Consider the following 15881-nt stretch of genomic DNA (forward strand, 5'->3'; position numbering starts at 1 on the left):
GAAGAAAAACGAATCCAACAAAAAAAGTCTAGCCTGCGACGCAGACTAGACTTGCTTTCAAGTTAGGACGTTCAAGACGGAACGGACCGAGTCAGCCGAGCGCTTGAGCGCGGCTTGTTCTTCGTCCGTCAGGTCAAGTTCGAGCACACGCTCGATCCCGTTCGCACCGAGAACCGTCGGCACGCCAAGATAGAGGTCACGGAAGCCATACTCTCCATCAAGATACGTGATGGCCGGTAAAATGCGGCGTTGATCTTTTAAAATCGCTTCCACCATCTCGACGATGGCCGCGGCCGGCGCGTAGTACGCCGAACCGTTGCCAAGGAGTTGGACGATCTCACCGCCACCTTTACGCGTTCTCGCGACGATCGCGTCGATGCGTTCACTCGGCAACAACTTCTCGAGCGGGATGCCTCCTGCATACGAATAGCGGATGAGCGGCACCATGTCGTCGCCGTGACCGCCGAGGACGAACCCGGACACGTCTTTCACAGAGACGTTCAACTCCGAAGCGACGAACGTCCGGAACCGCGCCGTGTCGAGCACACCGGACTGGCCGATGACGCGCTCTTTCGGGAAGCCCGACTCTTTGAACACCGTATACGTCATCGCATCGACCGGGTTCGTCAAGACGATCAAGATCGCGTCAGGTGAATACTTGACAATCTCTTTCGTGACCGACCGCATGACGCTAGCGTTCGTCGTGACGAGGTCGTCCCGGCTCATGCCCGGCTTGCGGGCGATACCAGCCGTGATGACGACGATGTCCGAATCAGCCGTGTCAGCGTAATCCGACGTCCCGGTGATCAATGAATCAAATCCTTGAATCGGCGCCGTTTCTTGCATATCGAGCGCTTTTCCTTTCGTCGGGTTCTCAAACTCTGGCATGTCGAGAAGGACGACGTCTCCTAACTCTTTTTGAGCCAAGTATAGTGCCGTCGTGGCCCCCGTGAATCCGCTACCGATAACAGAAATCTTGTTGCGACGAATCATTGTGCTCTCCCCCTTGGTTTAGTCCAAACTTGAGTGCTACTTACATGTTTTTGATCAGTTCATCCGCAAACTCTGAACATTTCACTTCTGTCGCGCCGTCCATGAGACGGGCAAAGTCGTATGTGACGACTTTCGATGCGATTGTATTCTCCATCGAACGAACGATGAGGTCAGCCGCTTCGTTCCAGTTCATGTGACGGAGCATCATCTCACCTGACAAGATGACAGATGACGGGTTGACTTTGTCAAGACCGGCATACTTCGGTGCCGTACCGTGTGTCGCTTCGAAGATGGCATGTCCTGTCACGTAGTTGATGTTCGCACCTGGTGCGATCCCGATTCCGCCGACTTGAGCAGCGAGCGCGTCCGAGATGTAGTCACCGTTCAAGTTCATTGTCGCGACGACGTCGAACTCACGCGGACGAGTCAAGATTTGTTGGAGGAAGATATCAGCGATTGAATCTTTCACGATGATTTTGCCTTCCGCTTCCGCTTTCGATTGCGCTTCGTTCGCAGCAGCTTCGCCTGACTCTTCTTTGATGCGGTCATACTGGGCCCATGTGAACACTTTGTCGCCGTACTCTTCTTCTGCGAGTTCATACCCCCAGTTTTTGAAGGCGCCTTCTGTGAACTTCATGATGTTACCTTTATGGACGAGCGTGAGCGATTTACGGTTGTTCGCGATCGCGTATTCGAGAGATGCCCGAACGAGACGTTTTGTTCCTTCTGACGAGATCGGCTTGATGCCGATACCCGATGTTTCTGGGAAACGGATCTTGTTGACGTTCATCTCTTCTTTCAAGAACGTGATCAACTTCTTCACTTCGTCGCTGCCTGAAGCGTATTCGATCCCTGCATAAATATCTTCTGTGTTCTCACGGAAGATGACCATGTCTGTGTCTTCAGGACGTTTGACCGGTGACGGGACGCCAGTGAAGTAACGGACAGGACGCAAGCACGTGTACAAGTCAAGTTCTTGACGGAGCGCAACGTTGAGTGAACGGATTCCGCCGCCGACCGGTGTCGTGAGCGGTCCTTTGATGGCAATCAAATATTCACGGATCTCGTCGAGCGTCTCGTTAGGAAGCCACTCACCCGTTTGGTTGAACGCCTTCTCGCCAGCGAACACTTCTTTCCATTCGATCTTCTTCTCGCCGCCGTATGCTTTCTCGACAGCTGCATCAAAGACGCGGACTGCAGCGTTCCAGATGTCTGGGCCTGTTCCATCTCCGATGATGAATGGAATCGTTGGTACGTTTGGTACGTTAAGTGCACCGTTTTCTACTGTAATCTTTTGACCTTGTGTTGACATATGAATCCCCCTAAGTACATTTATGTAGGCCGACGCGAGCGCCGACCTACGTCATCTGTTAGTTTACCAAAGTTTATGTCTAAATTGTGACGCAATCTTCGAACGATGCGTCAATTAACGCTCGTTTACCGGTACGTATGAACGATTCGTTTCGCCTACGTACTCGGCACGCGGACGAATGAGACGGTTGTCGGCGTATTGCTCGAGGATGTGCGCGATCCAGCCTGACATCCGCGAGACCGCGAAGATCGGCGTGAACAGCTCTTCGTCAAGACCGAGCGCATAGTACGTCGAAGCCGAGTAGAAGTCGACGTTCGGTTTGAGCCCTTTTTCAGTCTCGACAAGGTGATCGATCTTCTCAGACATCTCGTACCAATGTGGCTCATTGATTTGAGCCGTCAGTTGGCGACTCATCTCTTTCAAGTGTTTCGCACGCGGATCGCCGTCCTTATAAACACGGTGACCGAAGCCCATGATCTTCTCACGGCGTTCGAACTTGCCGCGCACGTAGTCTTCAACTTTGTCGACCGAACCGATTTCGTGAAGCATCTTCATGACCGCCTCGTTGGCGCCACCGTGAAGTGGACCTTTGAGTGCGCCCATCGCTGCCGTCACACCAGAATACATATCTGAGAGCGTCGCTACGCAGACACGGGCTGTGAACGTCGAAGCGTTCAACTCATGGTCGGCGTGAAGAATGAGCGCCTTGTCGATCGTCGTCTCGGCGACTTCATTCGGCTCTTCCCCGTTCAACATATATAAGAAATTGGCTGCATACGACAAGCCTTGCTTCGGCGCAATCGGTTGCTTACCTTTCCGTAACCGCGCGAAAGCAGTCACGATCGTCGCGATTTGTGCTTGAAGACGAATCGCTTTACGCATGTTTGCCTCTTCGCTCATGTCTTCAGCCTCTTCATCGTACAACGCGAGTTGAGAGAGTGCCGTACGAATCGTGGCCATCGCGTTCGCAGACTTTGGTGCCCGCTCGAGTGTCGCGATGACGTCTTCTGGCAACTTCGCTTCTTGAACGAGCGCTTCTGAGAGTTTCGTTAATTCATCTGCCTTCGGAAGGCGGTCGTTCCATAATAGAAAGACGACTTCTTCGAACGTGGCATGGTCTGCCAAGTCATCGATTGTGTATCCTCCATAAGTCAATTGTCCATCAATGATCGAACTGACTTTTGAGGCTGCCGCCACAATTCCTTCTAACCCTTTAGTTGTTGACATTAATAACTCCCCCTCAGTCTTTGAAAGTAGTCGACCGCATCATACAGTCTGTTTGCAGGGAATAAGGGTGGGGGTTCGATAAATCTCCCCAGCACGTATCGAGTTCGCGCCACCCTGTCCTCCGTCTAGTATAAACAATTTACTGAAAAAAAGAAATGTAAGCGTATCCAGTCGTAAAAAAATGTCAAACCCACTTCTCGATAAGGTTATATCCCCCTAAAATGAGCGCGGCAATCCCGGCACCAACGAGCGGACCGACCGGAACGCCTTTCATGAATCCGACCGCAAGAATGGTGCCTGCGAGCAAGGCCGTCGTCACGACCGGGTCGACACGCATCAGTTGCACGCCCTGGGCGGCGGCGAGGGCGACGAAGATACCGGACGAAAAGGCAATGATGCCGACCGGTCCTTTAATACTATTCCACAATTCTCTAAAACCTATGTCTCCGGTCGCGATCGGGACGAGGACTGCGATCGTGATGATCGTCACACCCCAATGGATCCCTTTTGCGGCGAGCGTCGGGAACAGCTGGTCACCGAAGCCGATTGCTTTAATGATTAAGAGTACACTGCTCGCGATTATGACCGATTGATTATGGGAAATCACGCCGATCAAGACGAGTAATAGCAGAAATAAATAAGCACCCATGATTCATCCCTCTTTCTGAATGGAAAAAGAACCGACCTCATGAGAAGGTCGGTTCGATTGTCATTCGATTACGCGTTATAAATTTTTCCAGTAAGCGGGTCGATCGAGATCATCTGTCCGTCACGGAACGTAGACGTTGCAGATTCAACACCGACGATGACCGGTTTACGGAGCGATGGTCCAACGATGCCGGCATGGCTCGTCAATCCACCGTCTTCTGTGATGATGCCGGCTGCTTTTTCGATCGCTGGCATCATTTCTTTATCAGTGAACGGTGCCACGAGGATCATGCCGTCTTTTGCTTTAGCGTTCGCTTCGTCCGCGTTGTTCGCAACGACGACTTCTCCGACGAGGCCGCGCTCACCGATGCCGCGTCCGTTTGCAAGAGCGTGTCCGACGATGTGAATTTTCATCATGTTCGTCGTACCAGAAGTCGCTGCCGGAATACCTGCTGAGATGACGACGAGGTCGCCGTCTGTGACGAGTCCAGCGTGACGAGCTGCTTCAGATGCTTGAACCAACATCTCATCCGTGTTGTTCGGCATCGTGTCAGCAACGATCGGGTATACGCCCCAAACGAGGTTCAACTGACGAGCGACGCGCTCTGATTCAGTCACCGCGATAATGTTTGCTTCCGGACGATATTTCGCTGTACGGGCAGCCGTGTAACCTGATTGTGTTGGTGTCAAGATCGCTTTCGCGTTCAAGTTGATTGCCGTATGGGCAACCGCTTGTGAGATCGCATCCGTTACCGTATGCTCACTGCGTTTTTGACGATCTTTGAGCAAGTTTTTGTAGTCAAGCATACGCTCTGTACGAACAGCGATCGCTGCTTGCATTTGAACTGACTCGATTGGGTAGTCCCCTGCAGCCGTCTCACCTGAGAGCATGACCGCATCCGTACCATCGAGGATGGCGTTGGCAACGTCAGACGCTTCCGCACGTGTCGGGCGCGGGTTGCGTTGCATCGAGTCAAGCATTTGTGTCGCTGTGATGACCGGCTTACCGAGGTCGTTACACTTCTTGATCAATTCTTTTTGTACTGGTGTGACTTCTTCAGTCGGGATCTCGATACCGAGGTCACCACGCGCAACCATCAAACCGTCAGAGATAGACAAGATTTCGTCGATGTTATCGACACCTTCTTGGTTTTCAATTTTCGGGTAAATCTTGATGTGCGACGCATCGTGCTTCTCGAGAAGTTGACGAATGGCGACGACGTCAGACGCACGACGTACGAATGAAGCCGCGATCACGTCGATATCTTGCGAGATACCGAACTCGATGTCCGCGATATCTTTGTCTGTTAAGGCAGGAAGGTTAACCTTGACGTTCGGCAAGTTTACACCTTTCTTCGTCTTGATGACGCCTTCGTTTTCGATGATGCAACGAAGATCGCGGTTCGGAAGTTTTTCGACGACACGGAGACCGATGAGTCCGTCATCGAGCATGATGCTAGAACCGACTTCGACGTCATCGAACAATCCTTCGTACGTGACCGAGAAACGGTCTTTCGTTCCGACGATTTCTTCTGTTGAGACGATTGTCACTTCTTTCCCTTTTTCAAGGAGTGCCTTTCCGTCTGCGAACGTATGCGTCCGAATTTCAGGACCTTTCGTATCGAGAAGGACAGTCACGATTTTGCCTGCGACGCGTGATGCTTCACGGATGTCGCGGATACGTGCTCCGTGCTCTTCGTAGTCACCGTGTGAGAAGTTAAGACGAGCCACGTTCATTCCAGCTTCAATCATTTCTGGGAGAAGCTTCTCTGAAGCTGGTCCGATCGTACATACAATTTTCGTTCTACGCATAAATAAAAACCTCCTAGGGGATGTATTACATTTACACACAGAAAACGGGGGGTCGATTGACCTGATCCCGTCTCTGTGGAGTTCACTGTCACTCGTTAAATCGAAAGTTGGTTCGACAGGTCGATCAACTTCATGTCAAGCGTATGCTTGTTATGGTCGAGCGCCTCGTCGATATCGAGGTCCATCATTTTACCGCCACGGATTCCAACGACCCGTCCAGCTTTGCCTTCTAACAGGATTTCAACGGCGTAAGCGCCCATCCGGCTAGCAAGCACGCGGTCGGCGGCAGTTGGTGAACCACCACGTTGGATATGTCCAAGGATCGTGACACGTGTTTCCGAGTTTGTCTGCTCAGCAATGAGTTTACCAATCTCTTCGGCACTGCCAGCTCCTTCAGCAACGACGACAATCGAATGTTTCTTGCCGCGGGCAACACCATGGTTGATCCGCTCCACAATCGCACTCAAGTCTTCAGGACGTTCTGGGACGAGGATCGACTCCGCTCCACCGGCAAGACCGGCGTAAAGAGCGATGTCACCCGCGTCGCGACCCATCACTTCAATGACATACGTACGTTCATGTGAAGAAGCCGTGTCACGAATCTTATCGATCGCATCGAGCGCTGTGTTGAGCGCTGTGTCAAATCCTATCGTCGCGTCCGTTCCCGGAATATCATTGTCGATCGTGCCAGGCAGCCCGATTGTCGGGAAACCTAGCTCCGTCAACTTCTGAGCTCCACGGTAAGAACCGTCTCCGCCTACGACGACGAGCGCATCGATGTTGAATTTCTTCAACTGTTTGACCGCTTTAGCCCGGCCTTCTTCAGTTCTAAACTCTGGGCAACGGGCAGAACGTAAGAACGTTCCTCCGCGTTGAATGATATCGCCGACTGAACCTAGGTTCAATTCAACGAGATCGCCTTCAATCAAACCTTGATAGCCGTTATACACACCGTACACTTCTAGACCTTCAAAAATTGCTTTTCGGGTCACTGCACGGACTGCAGCGTTCATTCCAGGGGCGTCTCCCCCACTTGTCAATACCGCAATTCGTCTTAAATTCACGTCACTCACCTCTTATGTGTTTTAACGAAATCTGAAATAAAAATACCATGTCTGACCTTTGTTTTACAACACAAGTATGTGAAAAAAATGCATGGGGTACCGTCGGAAGCAGTCATTTCGTGAGTGGTTTAACGTGAACCTCAAGCGGTTGTTACCGTTTTCACGAGCCAAATGTGCCAATTTGATGATATTTGGCAGCGCGCCCTTGCAGCAACTCATCGCGCGAGCGTTTCACCAACTCACTGACATGCTGTGTTAATACAGGCTTCAAGAGCGAAGACTGTAGTGACACATCGATGTGGGCTCCGCCAAACACTTCCGTCACAATCTCATCGACAATCCCTAAATCGAGCAAATCTTGTGCTGTAATCTTCATCGTTTCAGCGGCCCGTTCCGCCAGCTTCGCGTCTTTCCAAAGCAGTGCTGCCGCACCTTCTGGCGAGATGACCGAGTACGTGCTGTTCTCGAGCATGAGCAGCCGGTCGCAGACACCGATGCCGAGCGCTCCTCCAGAACCGCCCTCGCCGATGACGACAGAAACGATCGGGACTTTCAACGTCGCCATCTCAAACAAGTTGCGTGCGATTGCCTCGCTTTGTCCGCGTTCTTCGGCCGCCTTACCCGGGTAAGCACCTTTCGTGTCAATGAACGTGATGACCGGCCGGTTGAACTTCTCGGCCTGCTTCATGAACCGTAACGCTTTGCGATAACCTTCCGGATGAGGCATGCCAAAGTTTCGCAACATGTTCTCTTTCGTATTGCGGCCGCGTTGATGGCCGATGATTGTCACCGGGACACCGTCGAGCGTGGCAATCCCCGCGACGATCGCCGCATCATCATATCCATGTCGGTCGCCATGCAGTTCAATAAAATCTGGGAACAGCTGATCGATATAGTCGAGCGTCGTCGGCCGTTTCGGGTTCCGTGCCAATTGCACGCGATCCCACGGTTTCATATTCCCATAATTGTCTTTTTCTAATCGGTGGAGCTTCGTCTCGAGATGGCGGATCTCCCGGGATAGGTCGATCCCTTTCGTTTCCGCCATCTCGCGCAACTTCACGAGTTGTTCGTTCAATTCTTTCGTTGAGTCAAACATGATGTGCCCCCCCGTCATGTAAATCGATGATGTTCTTTAAGAACGAACGCATCTGTTCACGATGAACGACGGCATCGAGTTGACCAGCCTCTAGCAAGAACTCAGCAGTTTGGAAGTTGTCTGGTAATTTTTCACGAATCGTCTGTTCGATGATCCGCCGTCCGGCGAAGCCGATCAACGCACCCGGTTCGGCGACGTTCAAGTCACCGAGCATGGCAAAACTAGCCGAGACGCCACCTGTCGTCGGATGGGTCAAGTAGGCGATATACAGCAATCCGGCCTCGTCATGTTGCTTGAGCGCGATGGACGTATTCGCCATCTGCATGAGGCTGACCATCCCTTCTTGCATGCGCGCACCGCCTGAAGCGGTGAACAACACGACAGGTAATCGTTCCGCAGTCGCAGTCCGGACGGCTGAAGCGATCGCTTCCCCGACGTAAGCTCCCATTGACCCCATCCGGAAGCGCGCGTCCATGACACAGATGACGGCGTGACGGCCAGAGATCATTCCCCGGCCGCAGACAATCGCCTCTTCAATCCCAGTTCGTTCCCTGTCTTTTTTTAATTTTTCTTCATAATCTGGAAAACCGAGCGGATTTTCTTTCACGCGCGGTCCAGCAAATTTCACGAATGAGTTCTCATCAGTGAGCAATCGAATCCGCTCATCTGCACTGAGCGGGAAATGGTAGCCACAATCGCACACTTTATGGTGTTCGTTCAATTGTTTCGTGTAATGCATATATTTACAGGATGGACATTTCGTCATCAATCCTTGTGGTGCGTCAATTTTCGGTTCTCGTTGACGCAACGGCATGTATCGTTTTGGTTTCTTGAAAAAAGCAGTCATCGCTTCCCCCTCGTTCATTCCGGCATCCTCACCTTGCGCCACATCTCCAATAATTGTGTTCGTTCTTCGATCGTATACAGTTCACCTGCGTCCGTCCCGTCATAAAATCGGTTCACTTCACTCCAAATTCGAATGAAGAGCTCGTTGTCTAGGCCTAGAATCAGCTGTTGACGGAACTCGCGATCATTCGCTAAGTTCGCTTCGAGCAGCTTGACCCGCTCCGGTGTCGGCTCGACTTCAGAGAACGCAAGGCGCTCAAGCAACCGCAACATGTCGACGATGTCGGACGCTTTCGTCTGTTTCGTGACGATAAACTCAGACAAGATCTCGATGTAGCGGTGCCGATCTTGCTCGCACAAAAACGTCCCGCCCCCGTGACGCGTCTCCACGATCCCAAGAAAGCTGAGGGCCCGAAGCGCCTCTCGGACCGAAGCGCGGCTGATTGAAAGCGTCTCGGCCAGTTCACGTTCGGATGGAAGACGGTCGCCCGGCGCGAGCGATGCCTGAACGATCAACGATCTAATTTTAGAAATGTTTTCGTGAAATGAGGATGCGTATTTTCCATGCATCTGACCGTTCAACTCCTTTTCGGATGGCATTCTCTTTAAAGTGGTCAGACCAATCAAACAGATTATACCACTTTTTATGACTTGGTACTAGTTCCCGCGCCGGACGTTTTTGAATCGACCCGCTTTAAGACGACGTCCGCTTCCCCGAACCGGCTCTTCAAAGCGGTCATGAAGGATTCCGTTGGATTGACCGAGTAAGCAGACGCCAATTGCTTCACCTCTTTTGAGTCGGAGAAGCGACAAATCACCGGGACGTCCCCACTTGCTGTATGAAGGAGTTCTTCGAGCTCGGCGAACGATTCACGGCGAAGCCGGACGAACAACGCTTGACCATTTAACGGCCGCACCCGCTCCACGACGAGTTGAATCCGCCCGTCCCGCTCGTTTGGATGAACCTCGAGCAACAGGACGTTCCCGACATAGAGCGAGCGGGCGTAGTTTGCGAACACGCGTGGGAAGATGACGACCTCATCTTGCGAGACCCCGTCATCGACCATGGCGACACCCATCTCCTCGTTTTTCTTCGTCTTGAACGTCCGGATCGCATCGACGTAGACGACGATGAATCCTCTGTCGCCGCGCAACACTTCCTCGATTGTGGACGTGTCCACTTGAAGGGGTGCCACCGTCGTCAAAGGTGAGTGGACGATCCACGTCCCGAGCGCCTCGCGTTCTTCTTCCGACCAATTCGGTTCCGGCGCCTCGGTCCGTTTCAAGCCGAGGGCCGACAGTTCATCCGGGAGCAGATGTGTCCCCGCCTCTTCCCGCAAGCGTTCCACAGCCCGGAAAGCCCGGCTCCGATCGCCGTGGTACATGCGGTCTAACGCCCCGGAACCGAGCAGACGGCGCAATTTCAACTGATCTTTCGTTCCCCAGTCCATCAGTTCCACGAGTCGTTTCACATCGGTGAACTGATCGTGATGCTCAATCAATCGTTCCACGTCCCGCTTCGTCAATCCTTGAATCGCCTTGAGGCCGAGACGGACTCCCGGACCTTCTAGAGACGCTCCCGCTTTCCCGTGCAAGACGTCAGGAGGATAGACGGGGATTTTCCCTTTCCTTAGCATACGCACGAGTTGATTCGTCTTATCGTACGTCACGAGATAAAAAATGCGTTCAAAGTGTGCTTTCACATACGCCAATCGATAACTGATCAAACTATAGGCGACGGCGTGCGACCGGTTGAACCCGTAGCCTGCGAATTTTTCAATCCACGAGAACACTTGTCGCATCGAATCCGTGTCGTACTCCGCCGTCTTCTCCAAAAAACGGGTTTTCTCGACCTCGATGGCGGCCATATCCTTTTTAGCGATGGCTCGACGAATCAAATCGGTCTCGGCGTATGAATATCCGGCGAGTTCGCGCAATAACTTCATGACTTGTTCTTGGTAGACGAGCACGCCTTTAGTCGTCTCCATCACTTCGCCAACGATCGGATGGACCGGCTTGTACGGCATCCCGTGCTTGCGTTTGGCATACGTCTCGATGAACTGCATCGGTCCAGGGCGATAAAGCGACATCGTGACGACGATATCTTCAAACTCGGTCGGCTTCACTTGCCGCAGCGCCTGCTTCATCCCGTCCGACTCAAACTGAAAGACGCCGTCTGTATCGCCTCGTGCGAGAACACGTAACGTCCGATTGTCATCGAGCGGGATCGATTTCAGCGAGAATAGTGAATCGGTGTCACGAATCAACATCTCCATCTCGCGCAATCGTGTCAAGTTCCGGAGACCGAGCAAATCGATTTTTAGCAGTCCTAGCGCCTCGAGATCCTTCATATTATATTGTGTCACTTGGCCCCCGTCCGTCGGTTGCAGCGGCGTTACCGTGTCAAGCGGATCTCGGCTCAAGACGATCCCGGCCGCATGGATCGACGCTTGCCTCGGCAACCCTTCCAATTGAGACGCGATCGTCAACAGATGCGACCGTTTTTGACTTCCGGCAAACCACTTCATTTTAGTCGGATTGTTCGTAATGCCCGCGATCCCGTCGTCCTTGACTTGTTTACTGGCAGCCTGGCCTTCTTCAAGCGTCATCCCGAGAGCGCGGGCCACGTCACGCAGCGCCGCCTTCGCACCGAACGTCGCTAACGTACCGATTTGAGCGGCGTGATGCAGCCCATACTTGTCAAGCACGTACTGGACGACCTCGTCTCTCCGTTCGTCTTCGAAGTCTAAATCAATATCTGGCATACTGATCCGTTCCGGGTTCAAGAAACGTTCAAACAGCAAATCGAAGCGAACAGGATCGACTTCTGTAATATGAAGCGCGAAACTGACGAGCGACCCGGCCGCTGAACCACGACCTGGACCGACTTCGATGCCCTGCTCCCTGGCGAAGCGAACGATGTCCTCGACAATCAAAAAGTATGAGGCGAACCCCGTACCGGCGATGACGTCAAGCTCGTACCGGGCCCGATCGATATACGTCTCGGTGAGCAAATCAAGTGCTTTCAATCGCTCCGCGACGAGACGTTTGAGTCGATCGACGGCATCAGGCAGTTCCGGGATCGCGGCAGTCGCGGCCGGAATCTGCGTTACCGACGCAAGTTGTTCGAATCGCGCGAGTTCCTCGAGCTCCAAGGGTTCGAACCAGTCGTTCATCTCGCTCGGCAGCCGCACATACTTGCCTTTTTGATGAACGTCCTCTTGGGAGATGACCTCGCCTTCCCCGATTGCGACGATGGCACGATACGCTTCAAAATCTTCTGGTCGCATATAGCATGTCTCTGGCGTCGGCACTAAACGAACACCGAGTTCTTCGCGCATCCCCCGAAGCTGTTTGACGATGAGCGTCTGTTCGGTCGTCTGCGGAGCAGGCAACCCGAGCCATAACCGTTCTTCTGCCACAAAGCCGAGTATACGGTTAAACAAACGACGTCGGTGGACCGGGTCACTCGTTTTCCAATTCTCAGGTAAGATGACGACCGATAAATCCGTCGGTTCGGTCAATCCGCCTGCCTCGACGATGCGATACAGCTTTGGAATATCTAGGTCGGTCATCGCATACACGAGCACGGCCAACTCGAGCCCATCGACATGAAGGCTCGTCCGTAGACCGATGACCGGCTTGACCGCATAGCGTTCGCATAGTCTCACAAATTGAGGAACGCCATAAAACGCGTCATCTGCGACCGCGACCGACTTACTCCCCCGCTCCGCCATCGAGGCGACATATTGTTCTAAGCGAATCGTGCTATGCATCAAGCTAAACGCTGATCTTACATTTAAATGGAGCACAAGCGCCCCCCTCTCTTTTTTCTTAATTGTCAAACTCATCTCGATGCTTCTCTGATACAATAATTATAGACAAAACGAATGATAAAAGGGGGTAAAAGCGTATGATTATTAATCGGGGTAAAATCGCGCGCGACAAGTTAGAACTTTTACAGAACGGACAGACCGTATTTGCCGACAGTCCTGAAATTATCGAACGGCTGCGCAAATACATTACCGAGTACCAACTAGACGTCGTCGAAGACGTCACCGATCGCGGCACGTGGTTCATTCCACAAGACGACGATACAAAATGAAGAGAGCTGACCGCGGTCAGCTCTCTTCATTTTCAAATTCGAACGGTGCGGCCACTTCTTCTAGTGCGGCAATCACATCGTCCATCTCTTCCCACGTGTCAATTGTCGCACCGGCTGCCATCGGATGCCCGCCGCCACGGTAACGTTTGGCGACTTCATTGATGACCGGGCCTTTCGAGCGGATACGGACACGAATCTCATCTTTGTTCTCGACGAACATGACCCAACATTTCAACCCCTCCAGTCCAGAGAAGCTGTTGACGAGCAACGACGCCGCTTCTGGCGTCGCATGAAACGTCCGGAGCACGTCGGCGTCGATTTTGACATATCCGACGCCCGCCTCTGTCACTTGGACGTTTTGCAGGACGTAACCTTGCAGTTGGAGTGTCGCCAAGTTCGTCTTATACATTTGGCGGTACAAGCGGTTCGTGTCGATACCGTAACTGATCAAGTCAGCAGCGATCTCAAACGTGTGCGGCGTCGCGTTCCGGAACTGGAAGCGTCCCGTATCACCGACGATACCCGCGAAAAGTAAGAACGCCGACTGCTCATCGATAGCCAAGCCCCATATCCGAGCGAGCTCGGCCACAATCTCCGACGTCGAACTGACCGTCGTATCGACGATCTGATGTGTCGCATACTCGTCTTCGTCAGGATGGTGGTCGATCTTGACGACAGTCTTCCCTTTCAAGGCGTATGGTCCATCGATTCGTTCGTGGTTCGCTGTATCAAGCACGAGGACGAGCGCCTCGTCATACATCTCCGGCTCCACGTGTTGCATCTTCCCTAAAAATTCGAGGTCGCGGGCAATCCCGCCGACGACGTAAACGTGTTTATCCGGGTAAGCCCGCTCGATGATCCGCTTTAAGCCGAGTTGACTTCCGAGCGCATCCGGATCGGGACGGACGTGTCGATGGATCATAATCGTGTCCGCCGCCTCGATTAACTTCAATATCGTTGTTGCTTCAGGCCAATGTGCCATGGTCGTTCCTCGCTTTCTTGATGTCCATTCTATGGTATGATGATAACAGATTATACGTTTGAAAGGGGTTTCTCACTTGAGTCAATTAATCATGATCGGACTCATCTTGTTCTCACTCGGTGCGTATTTGGTCTATAAACGTCGGGCCTTCTTGACGAAGACGCCGTACCGGAAAGCGTTGTTCAACACGCAAGCGCTCATCTGGCTCAGCTTGTTTTTGGCGCTGTTCGCCATCAACCAGATGCTCGGCGGCCTCGGCCTCAATTCGACCATCGGCTGGATCGTCAGCATCGTCATGCTCGTCCTCGGGCTTGGCAACGCAATCGTCGGGATCATTCGCTATCGCAAGATTTTCCCGAAGGCGTCTGAAGAACCAATCAACCAATCTTAATATGTAAAACGAGCTGATGACATCATCAGCTCGTTTTTCTTTACCGGTCGATCAGTTGCGCCGTGACGAGCGCTTTGGCGACGAGTTGTGTCCCTTGTGTCATCTCGACGTCGACTTTCCCGAACTTTCGTCCGAGGTCGAACACGTTCGCCGAGACGCGGATTTGACTCTCGATTTGAATCGGTTTCATGAAGTAGACCGTGATATTCTCGACGACAAGGTCGCCTTTTTTCATATGCCGCAAACTCCGGGTCGCCCCTTCGACTAGAAGCGTCGTCAAGACTCCGGACGACGCCGTCCCCATGTGGCTCGTCATTTGAGGTGCCACTTCGACCGTGAACGCCGTCCCATTCGAAGTCGGATCCTCTTTCAACTGATTGGTGATCATATTATCAAACGTCTCACCGACTTGTGGTTGCCGGTTCGCGAGCTGAAGCGCCTTTAGGACGTCTTGACGGCTGATGATGCCGAGCAGGCGACCGTAGTTGTCGACGACCGGCAACATCTCGATCCCTTCCCATACCATCTGGTGGGCCGCATTCGTGACACTTGTCTGAACGCCGGCCGTGATCGGGCTTTTCGTCATCACTTTTTCGATTTCTGTATCGTGTGGCCGATCGATGAGATCTTTGGCGGTGATGACGCCGACGACTTTCATCTGGTCGTCGATGACCGGGTAACGGTTGTGCTTCGTCCGTTCATTGAGTTCGTGCCAACGTTTGACCGTATCGTCCACTTTTAAATAAAACGTATCGTGTAACGGAATGACGATATCCGAGACGAGCAGAATTTCCTTTTTGATCAAACGGTCATAGATGGCGCGGTTAATCATCGTCGCCACGGTAAAGCTGTCATAGGAAGTCGAGATGACGGGCATGTTGTACTTATCCGCCATCCGTTTCACTTCGTCGGTCGTATCGAATCCACCGGTGATCAGTACGGCCCCGCCTGATTGCAAGACGAGTTCATGCGCTTTCTCCCGGTTCCCGATGATGACGAGCGAGTCGACGTCGATATATCGCATCATCGCTTCGAGCTTCATCGCCCCGATGACGAACTTAGATAGCGTTTTATGCAGGCCGTCGCGTCCGCCGAGCACTTGACCATCAACGATGTTGACGACTTCGGCAAATGTCAGTTTTTCAATGTTCTCTTTATGTTTGCGCTTGATGCGGATCGTGCCGACCCGTTCGATCGTTGACACGAACCCCAAGTTCTCCGCTTCTTTAATGGCCCGATAAGCCGTCCCCTCTGATACCGCAAGTTCTTTTGCGATTTGGCGAACGGAGATTTTAGACCCGACATCGAGCGACTCGATATGTGCTATGATCTGTTCATGTTTTGTTGTCATGTCACGAGTCCCTTTCCTCAATACATTTTCTGTCATCCTCAGTATACTGTATCA

Annotated in this window: 14 protein-coding genes; 2 read left to right on the forward strand and 12 right to left on the reverse strand. The window is 52.5% G+C overall.

The genetic code is table 11. The features are described 5' to 3' along the window. Nucleotides 1-57 precede the first annotated feature (57 nt). The 10 genes from mdh to dnaE form a co-directional block, all read right to left on the reverse strand. Complete coding sequence (gene mdh / locus EVJ23_RS01840) at nucleotides 58-993, reverse strand: malate dehydrogenase (RefSeq protein WP_070326939.1); 936 nt, start codon at nucleotides 991-993, stop codon at nucleotides 58-60. Between the two features lie 40 nt (nucleotides 994-1033). Further along, nucleotides 1034-2305, reverse strand: coding sequence for an NADP-dependent isocitrate dehydrogenase (icd, locus tag EVJ23_RS01845; protein WP_070326938.1), 1272 nt, complete (start codon nucleotides 2303-2305; stop codon nucleotides 1034-1036). Nucleotides 2306-2419: 114 nt separating this feature from the next. Beyond that, nucleotides 2420-3532, reverse strand: coding sequence for a citrate synthase (citZ, locus tag EVJ23_RS01850; RefSeq protein ID WP_070326937.1), 1113 nt, complete (start codon nucleotides 3530-3532; stop codon nucleotides 2420-2422). A 184-nt stretch (nucleotides 3533-3716) separates the two neighbouring features. Continuing rightward, nucleotides 3717-4181 (reverse strand): DUF441 domain-containing protein, encoded by a 465-nt coding sequence (locus EVJ23_RS01855; RefSeq protein ID WP_016508479.1) that lies wholly within the window; start codon nucleotides 4179-4181, stop codon nucleotides 3717-3719. A 68-nt stretch (nucleotides 4182-4249) separates the two neighbouring features. Further along, the gene (pyk, locus tag EVJ23_RS01860) at nucleotides 4250-5992 is read right to left on the reverse strand and encodes a pyruvate kinase (protein ID WP_070326936.1); all 1743 of its coding nucleotides are present in this window, start codon (nucleotides 5990-5992) and stop codon (nucleotides 4250-4252) included. Between the two features lie 95 nt (nucleotides 5993-6087). Beyond that, a complete protein-coding gene (gene pfkA, locus EVJ23_RS01865) occupies nucleotides 6088-7056 on the reverse strand; it encodes a 6-phosphofructokinase (protein ID WP_083273929.1) in 969 nt (322 codons plus the stop codon). A gap of 160 nt (nucleotides 7057-7216) precedes the next feature. After that, nucleotides 7217-8152, reverse strand: coding sequence for an acetyl-CoA carboxylase carboxyl transferase subunit alpha (gene accA, locus EVJ23_RS01870; RefSeq protein ID WP_131443027.1), 936 nt, complete (start codon nucleotides 8150-8152; stop codon nucleotides 7217-7219). After that, nucleotides 8145-8999, reverse strand: coding sequence for an acetyl-CoA carboxylase, carboxyltransferase subunit beta (gene accD, locus EVJ23_RS01875; RefSeq protein WP_070327893.1), 855 nt, complete (start codon nucleotides 8997-8999; stop codon nucleotides 8145-8147). Before accD ends, accA begins: the two co-directional genes overlap by 8 nt. Nucleotides 9000-9013: 14 nt before the next feature. Beyond that, nucleotides 9014-9514, reverse strand: a complete 501-nt coding sequence (locus EVJ23_RS01880) for a FadR/GntR family transcriptional regulator (RefSeq protein WP_233589565.1) — start codon at nucleotides 9512-9514, stop codon at nucleotides 9014-9016. A 128-nt stretch (nucleotides 9515-9642) separates the two neighbouring features. Further along, entirely contained in the window at nucleotides 9643-12810 is a 3168-nt protein-coding gene (dnaE, locus tag EVJ23_RS01885; RefSeq protein WP_236638835.1) for a DNA polymerase III subunit alpha, read from the reverse strand. A 101-nt stretch (nucleotides 12811-12911) separates the two neighbouring features. Between dnaE and EVJ23_RS01890 the strand changes: the two genes are divergently transcribed. Then, entirely contained in the window at nucleotides 12912-13103 is a 192-nt protein-coding gene (locus tag EVJ23_RS01890; RefSeq protein ID WP_016508471.1) for a YtzJ family protein, read from the forward strand. A 16-nt stretch (nucleotides 13104-13119) separates the two neighbouring features. Here EVJ23_RS01890 and EVJ23_RS01895 read toward each other — a convergent pair whose 3' ends face one another. Then, the gene (locus EVJ23_RS01895; RefSeq protein WP_070326931.1) at nucleotides 13120-14085 is read right to left on the reverse strand and encodes a DHH family phosphoesterase; all 966 of its coding nucleotides are present in this window, start codon (nucleotides 14083-14085) and stop codon (nucleotides 13120-13122) included. Nucleotides 14086-14161: 76 nt separating this feature from the next. Between EVJ23_RS01895 and EVJ23_RS01900 the strand changes: the two genes are divergently transcribed. Beyond that, a complete protein-coding gene (locus EVJ23_RS01900; protein WP_236633359.1) occupies nucleotides 14162-14476 on the forward strand; it encodes a YtpI family protein in 315 nt (104 codons plus the stop codon). 40 nt (nucleotides 14477-14516) lie between these two features. On the opposite strand, the gene EVJ23_RS01905 is transcribed toward EVJ23_RS01900, so the two are convergent. Further along, a complete protein-coding gene (locus tag EVJ23_RS01905; RefSeq protein WP_070329497.1) occupies nucleotides 14517-15827 on the reverse strand; it encodes a DRTGG domain-containing protein in 1311 nt (436 codons plus the stop codon). Nucleotides 15828-15881 lie beyond the last annotated feature (54 nt).

Origin of the sequence: Exiguobacterium sp. SH1S1, from assembly GCF_004337245.1 — a bacterium.
Taxonomy (GTDB): domain Bacteria; phylum Bacillota; class Bacilli; order Exiguobacteriales; family Exiguobacteriaceae; genus Exiguobacterium; species Exiguobacterium aurantiacum_A.

Excerpts from the sequence above, each read along its gene's own strand:
- EVJ23_RS01855 (WP_016508479.1), bottom strand. The coding sequence starts at position 4,181 with ATGGGTGCTTATTTATTTCTGCTATTACTCGTCTTGATCGGCGTGATT.
- EVJ23_RS01895 (WP_070326931.1), bottom strand. The coding sequence starts at position 14,085 with ATGGCACATTGGCCTGAAGCAACAACGATATTGAAGTTAATCGAGGCG.
- accD (WP_070327893.1), bottom strand. The coding sequence starts at position 8,999 with ATGACTGCTTTTTTCAAGAAACCAAAACGATACATGCCGTTGCGTCAA.
- mdh (WP_070326939.1), bottom strand. The coding sequence starts at position 993 with ATGATTCGTCGCAACAAGATTTCTGTTATCGGTAGCGGATTCACGGGG.
- accA (WP_131443027.1), bottom strand. The coding sequence starts at position 8,152 with ATGTTTGACTCAACGAAAGAATTGAACGAACAACTCGTGAAGTTGCGC.
- icd (WP_070326938.1), bottom strand. The coding sequence starts at position 2,305 with ATGTCAACACAAGGTCAAAAGATTACAGTAGAAAACGGTGCACTTAAC.
- pyk (WP_070326936.1), bottom strand. The coding sequence starts at position 5,992 with ATGCGTAGAACGAAAATTGTATGTACGATCGGACCAGCTTCAGAGAAG.
- EVJ23_RS01890 (WP_016508471.1), top strand. The coding sequence starts at position 12,912 with ATGATTATTAATCGGGGTAAAATCGCGCGCGACAAGTTAGAACTTTTA.
- EVJ23_RS01905 (WP_070329497.1), bottom strand. The coding sequence starts at position 15,827 with ATGACAACAAAACATGAACAGATCATAGCACATATCGAGTCGCTCGAT.
- citZ (WP_070326937.1), bottom strand. The coding sequence starts at position 3,532 with ATGTCAACAACTAAAGGGTTAGAAGGAATTGTGGCGGCAGCCTCAAAA.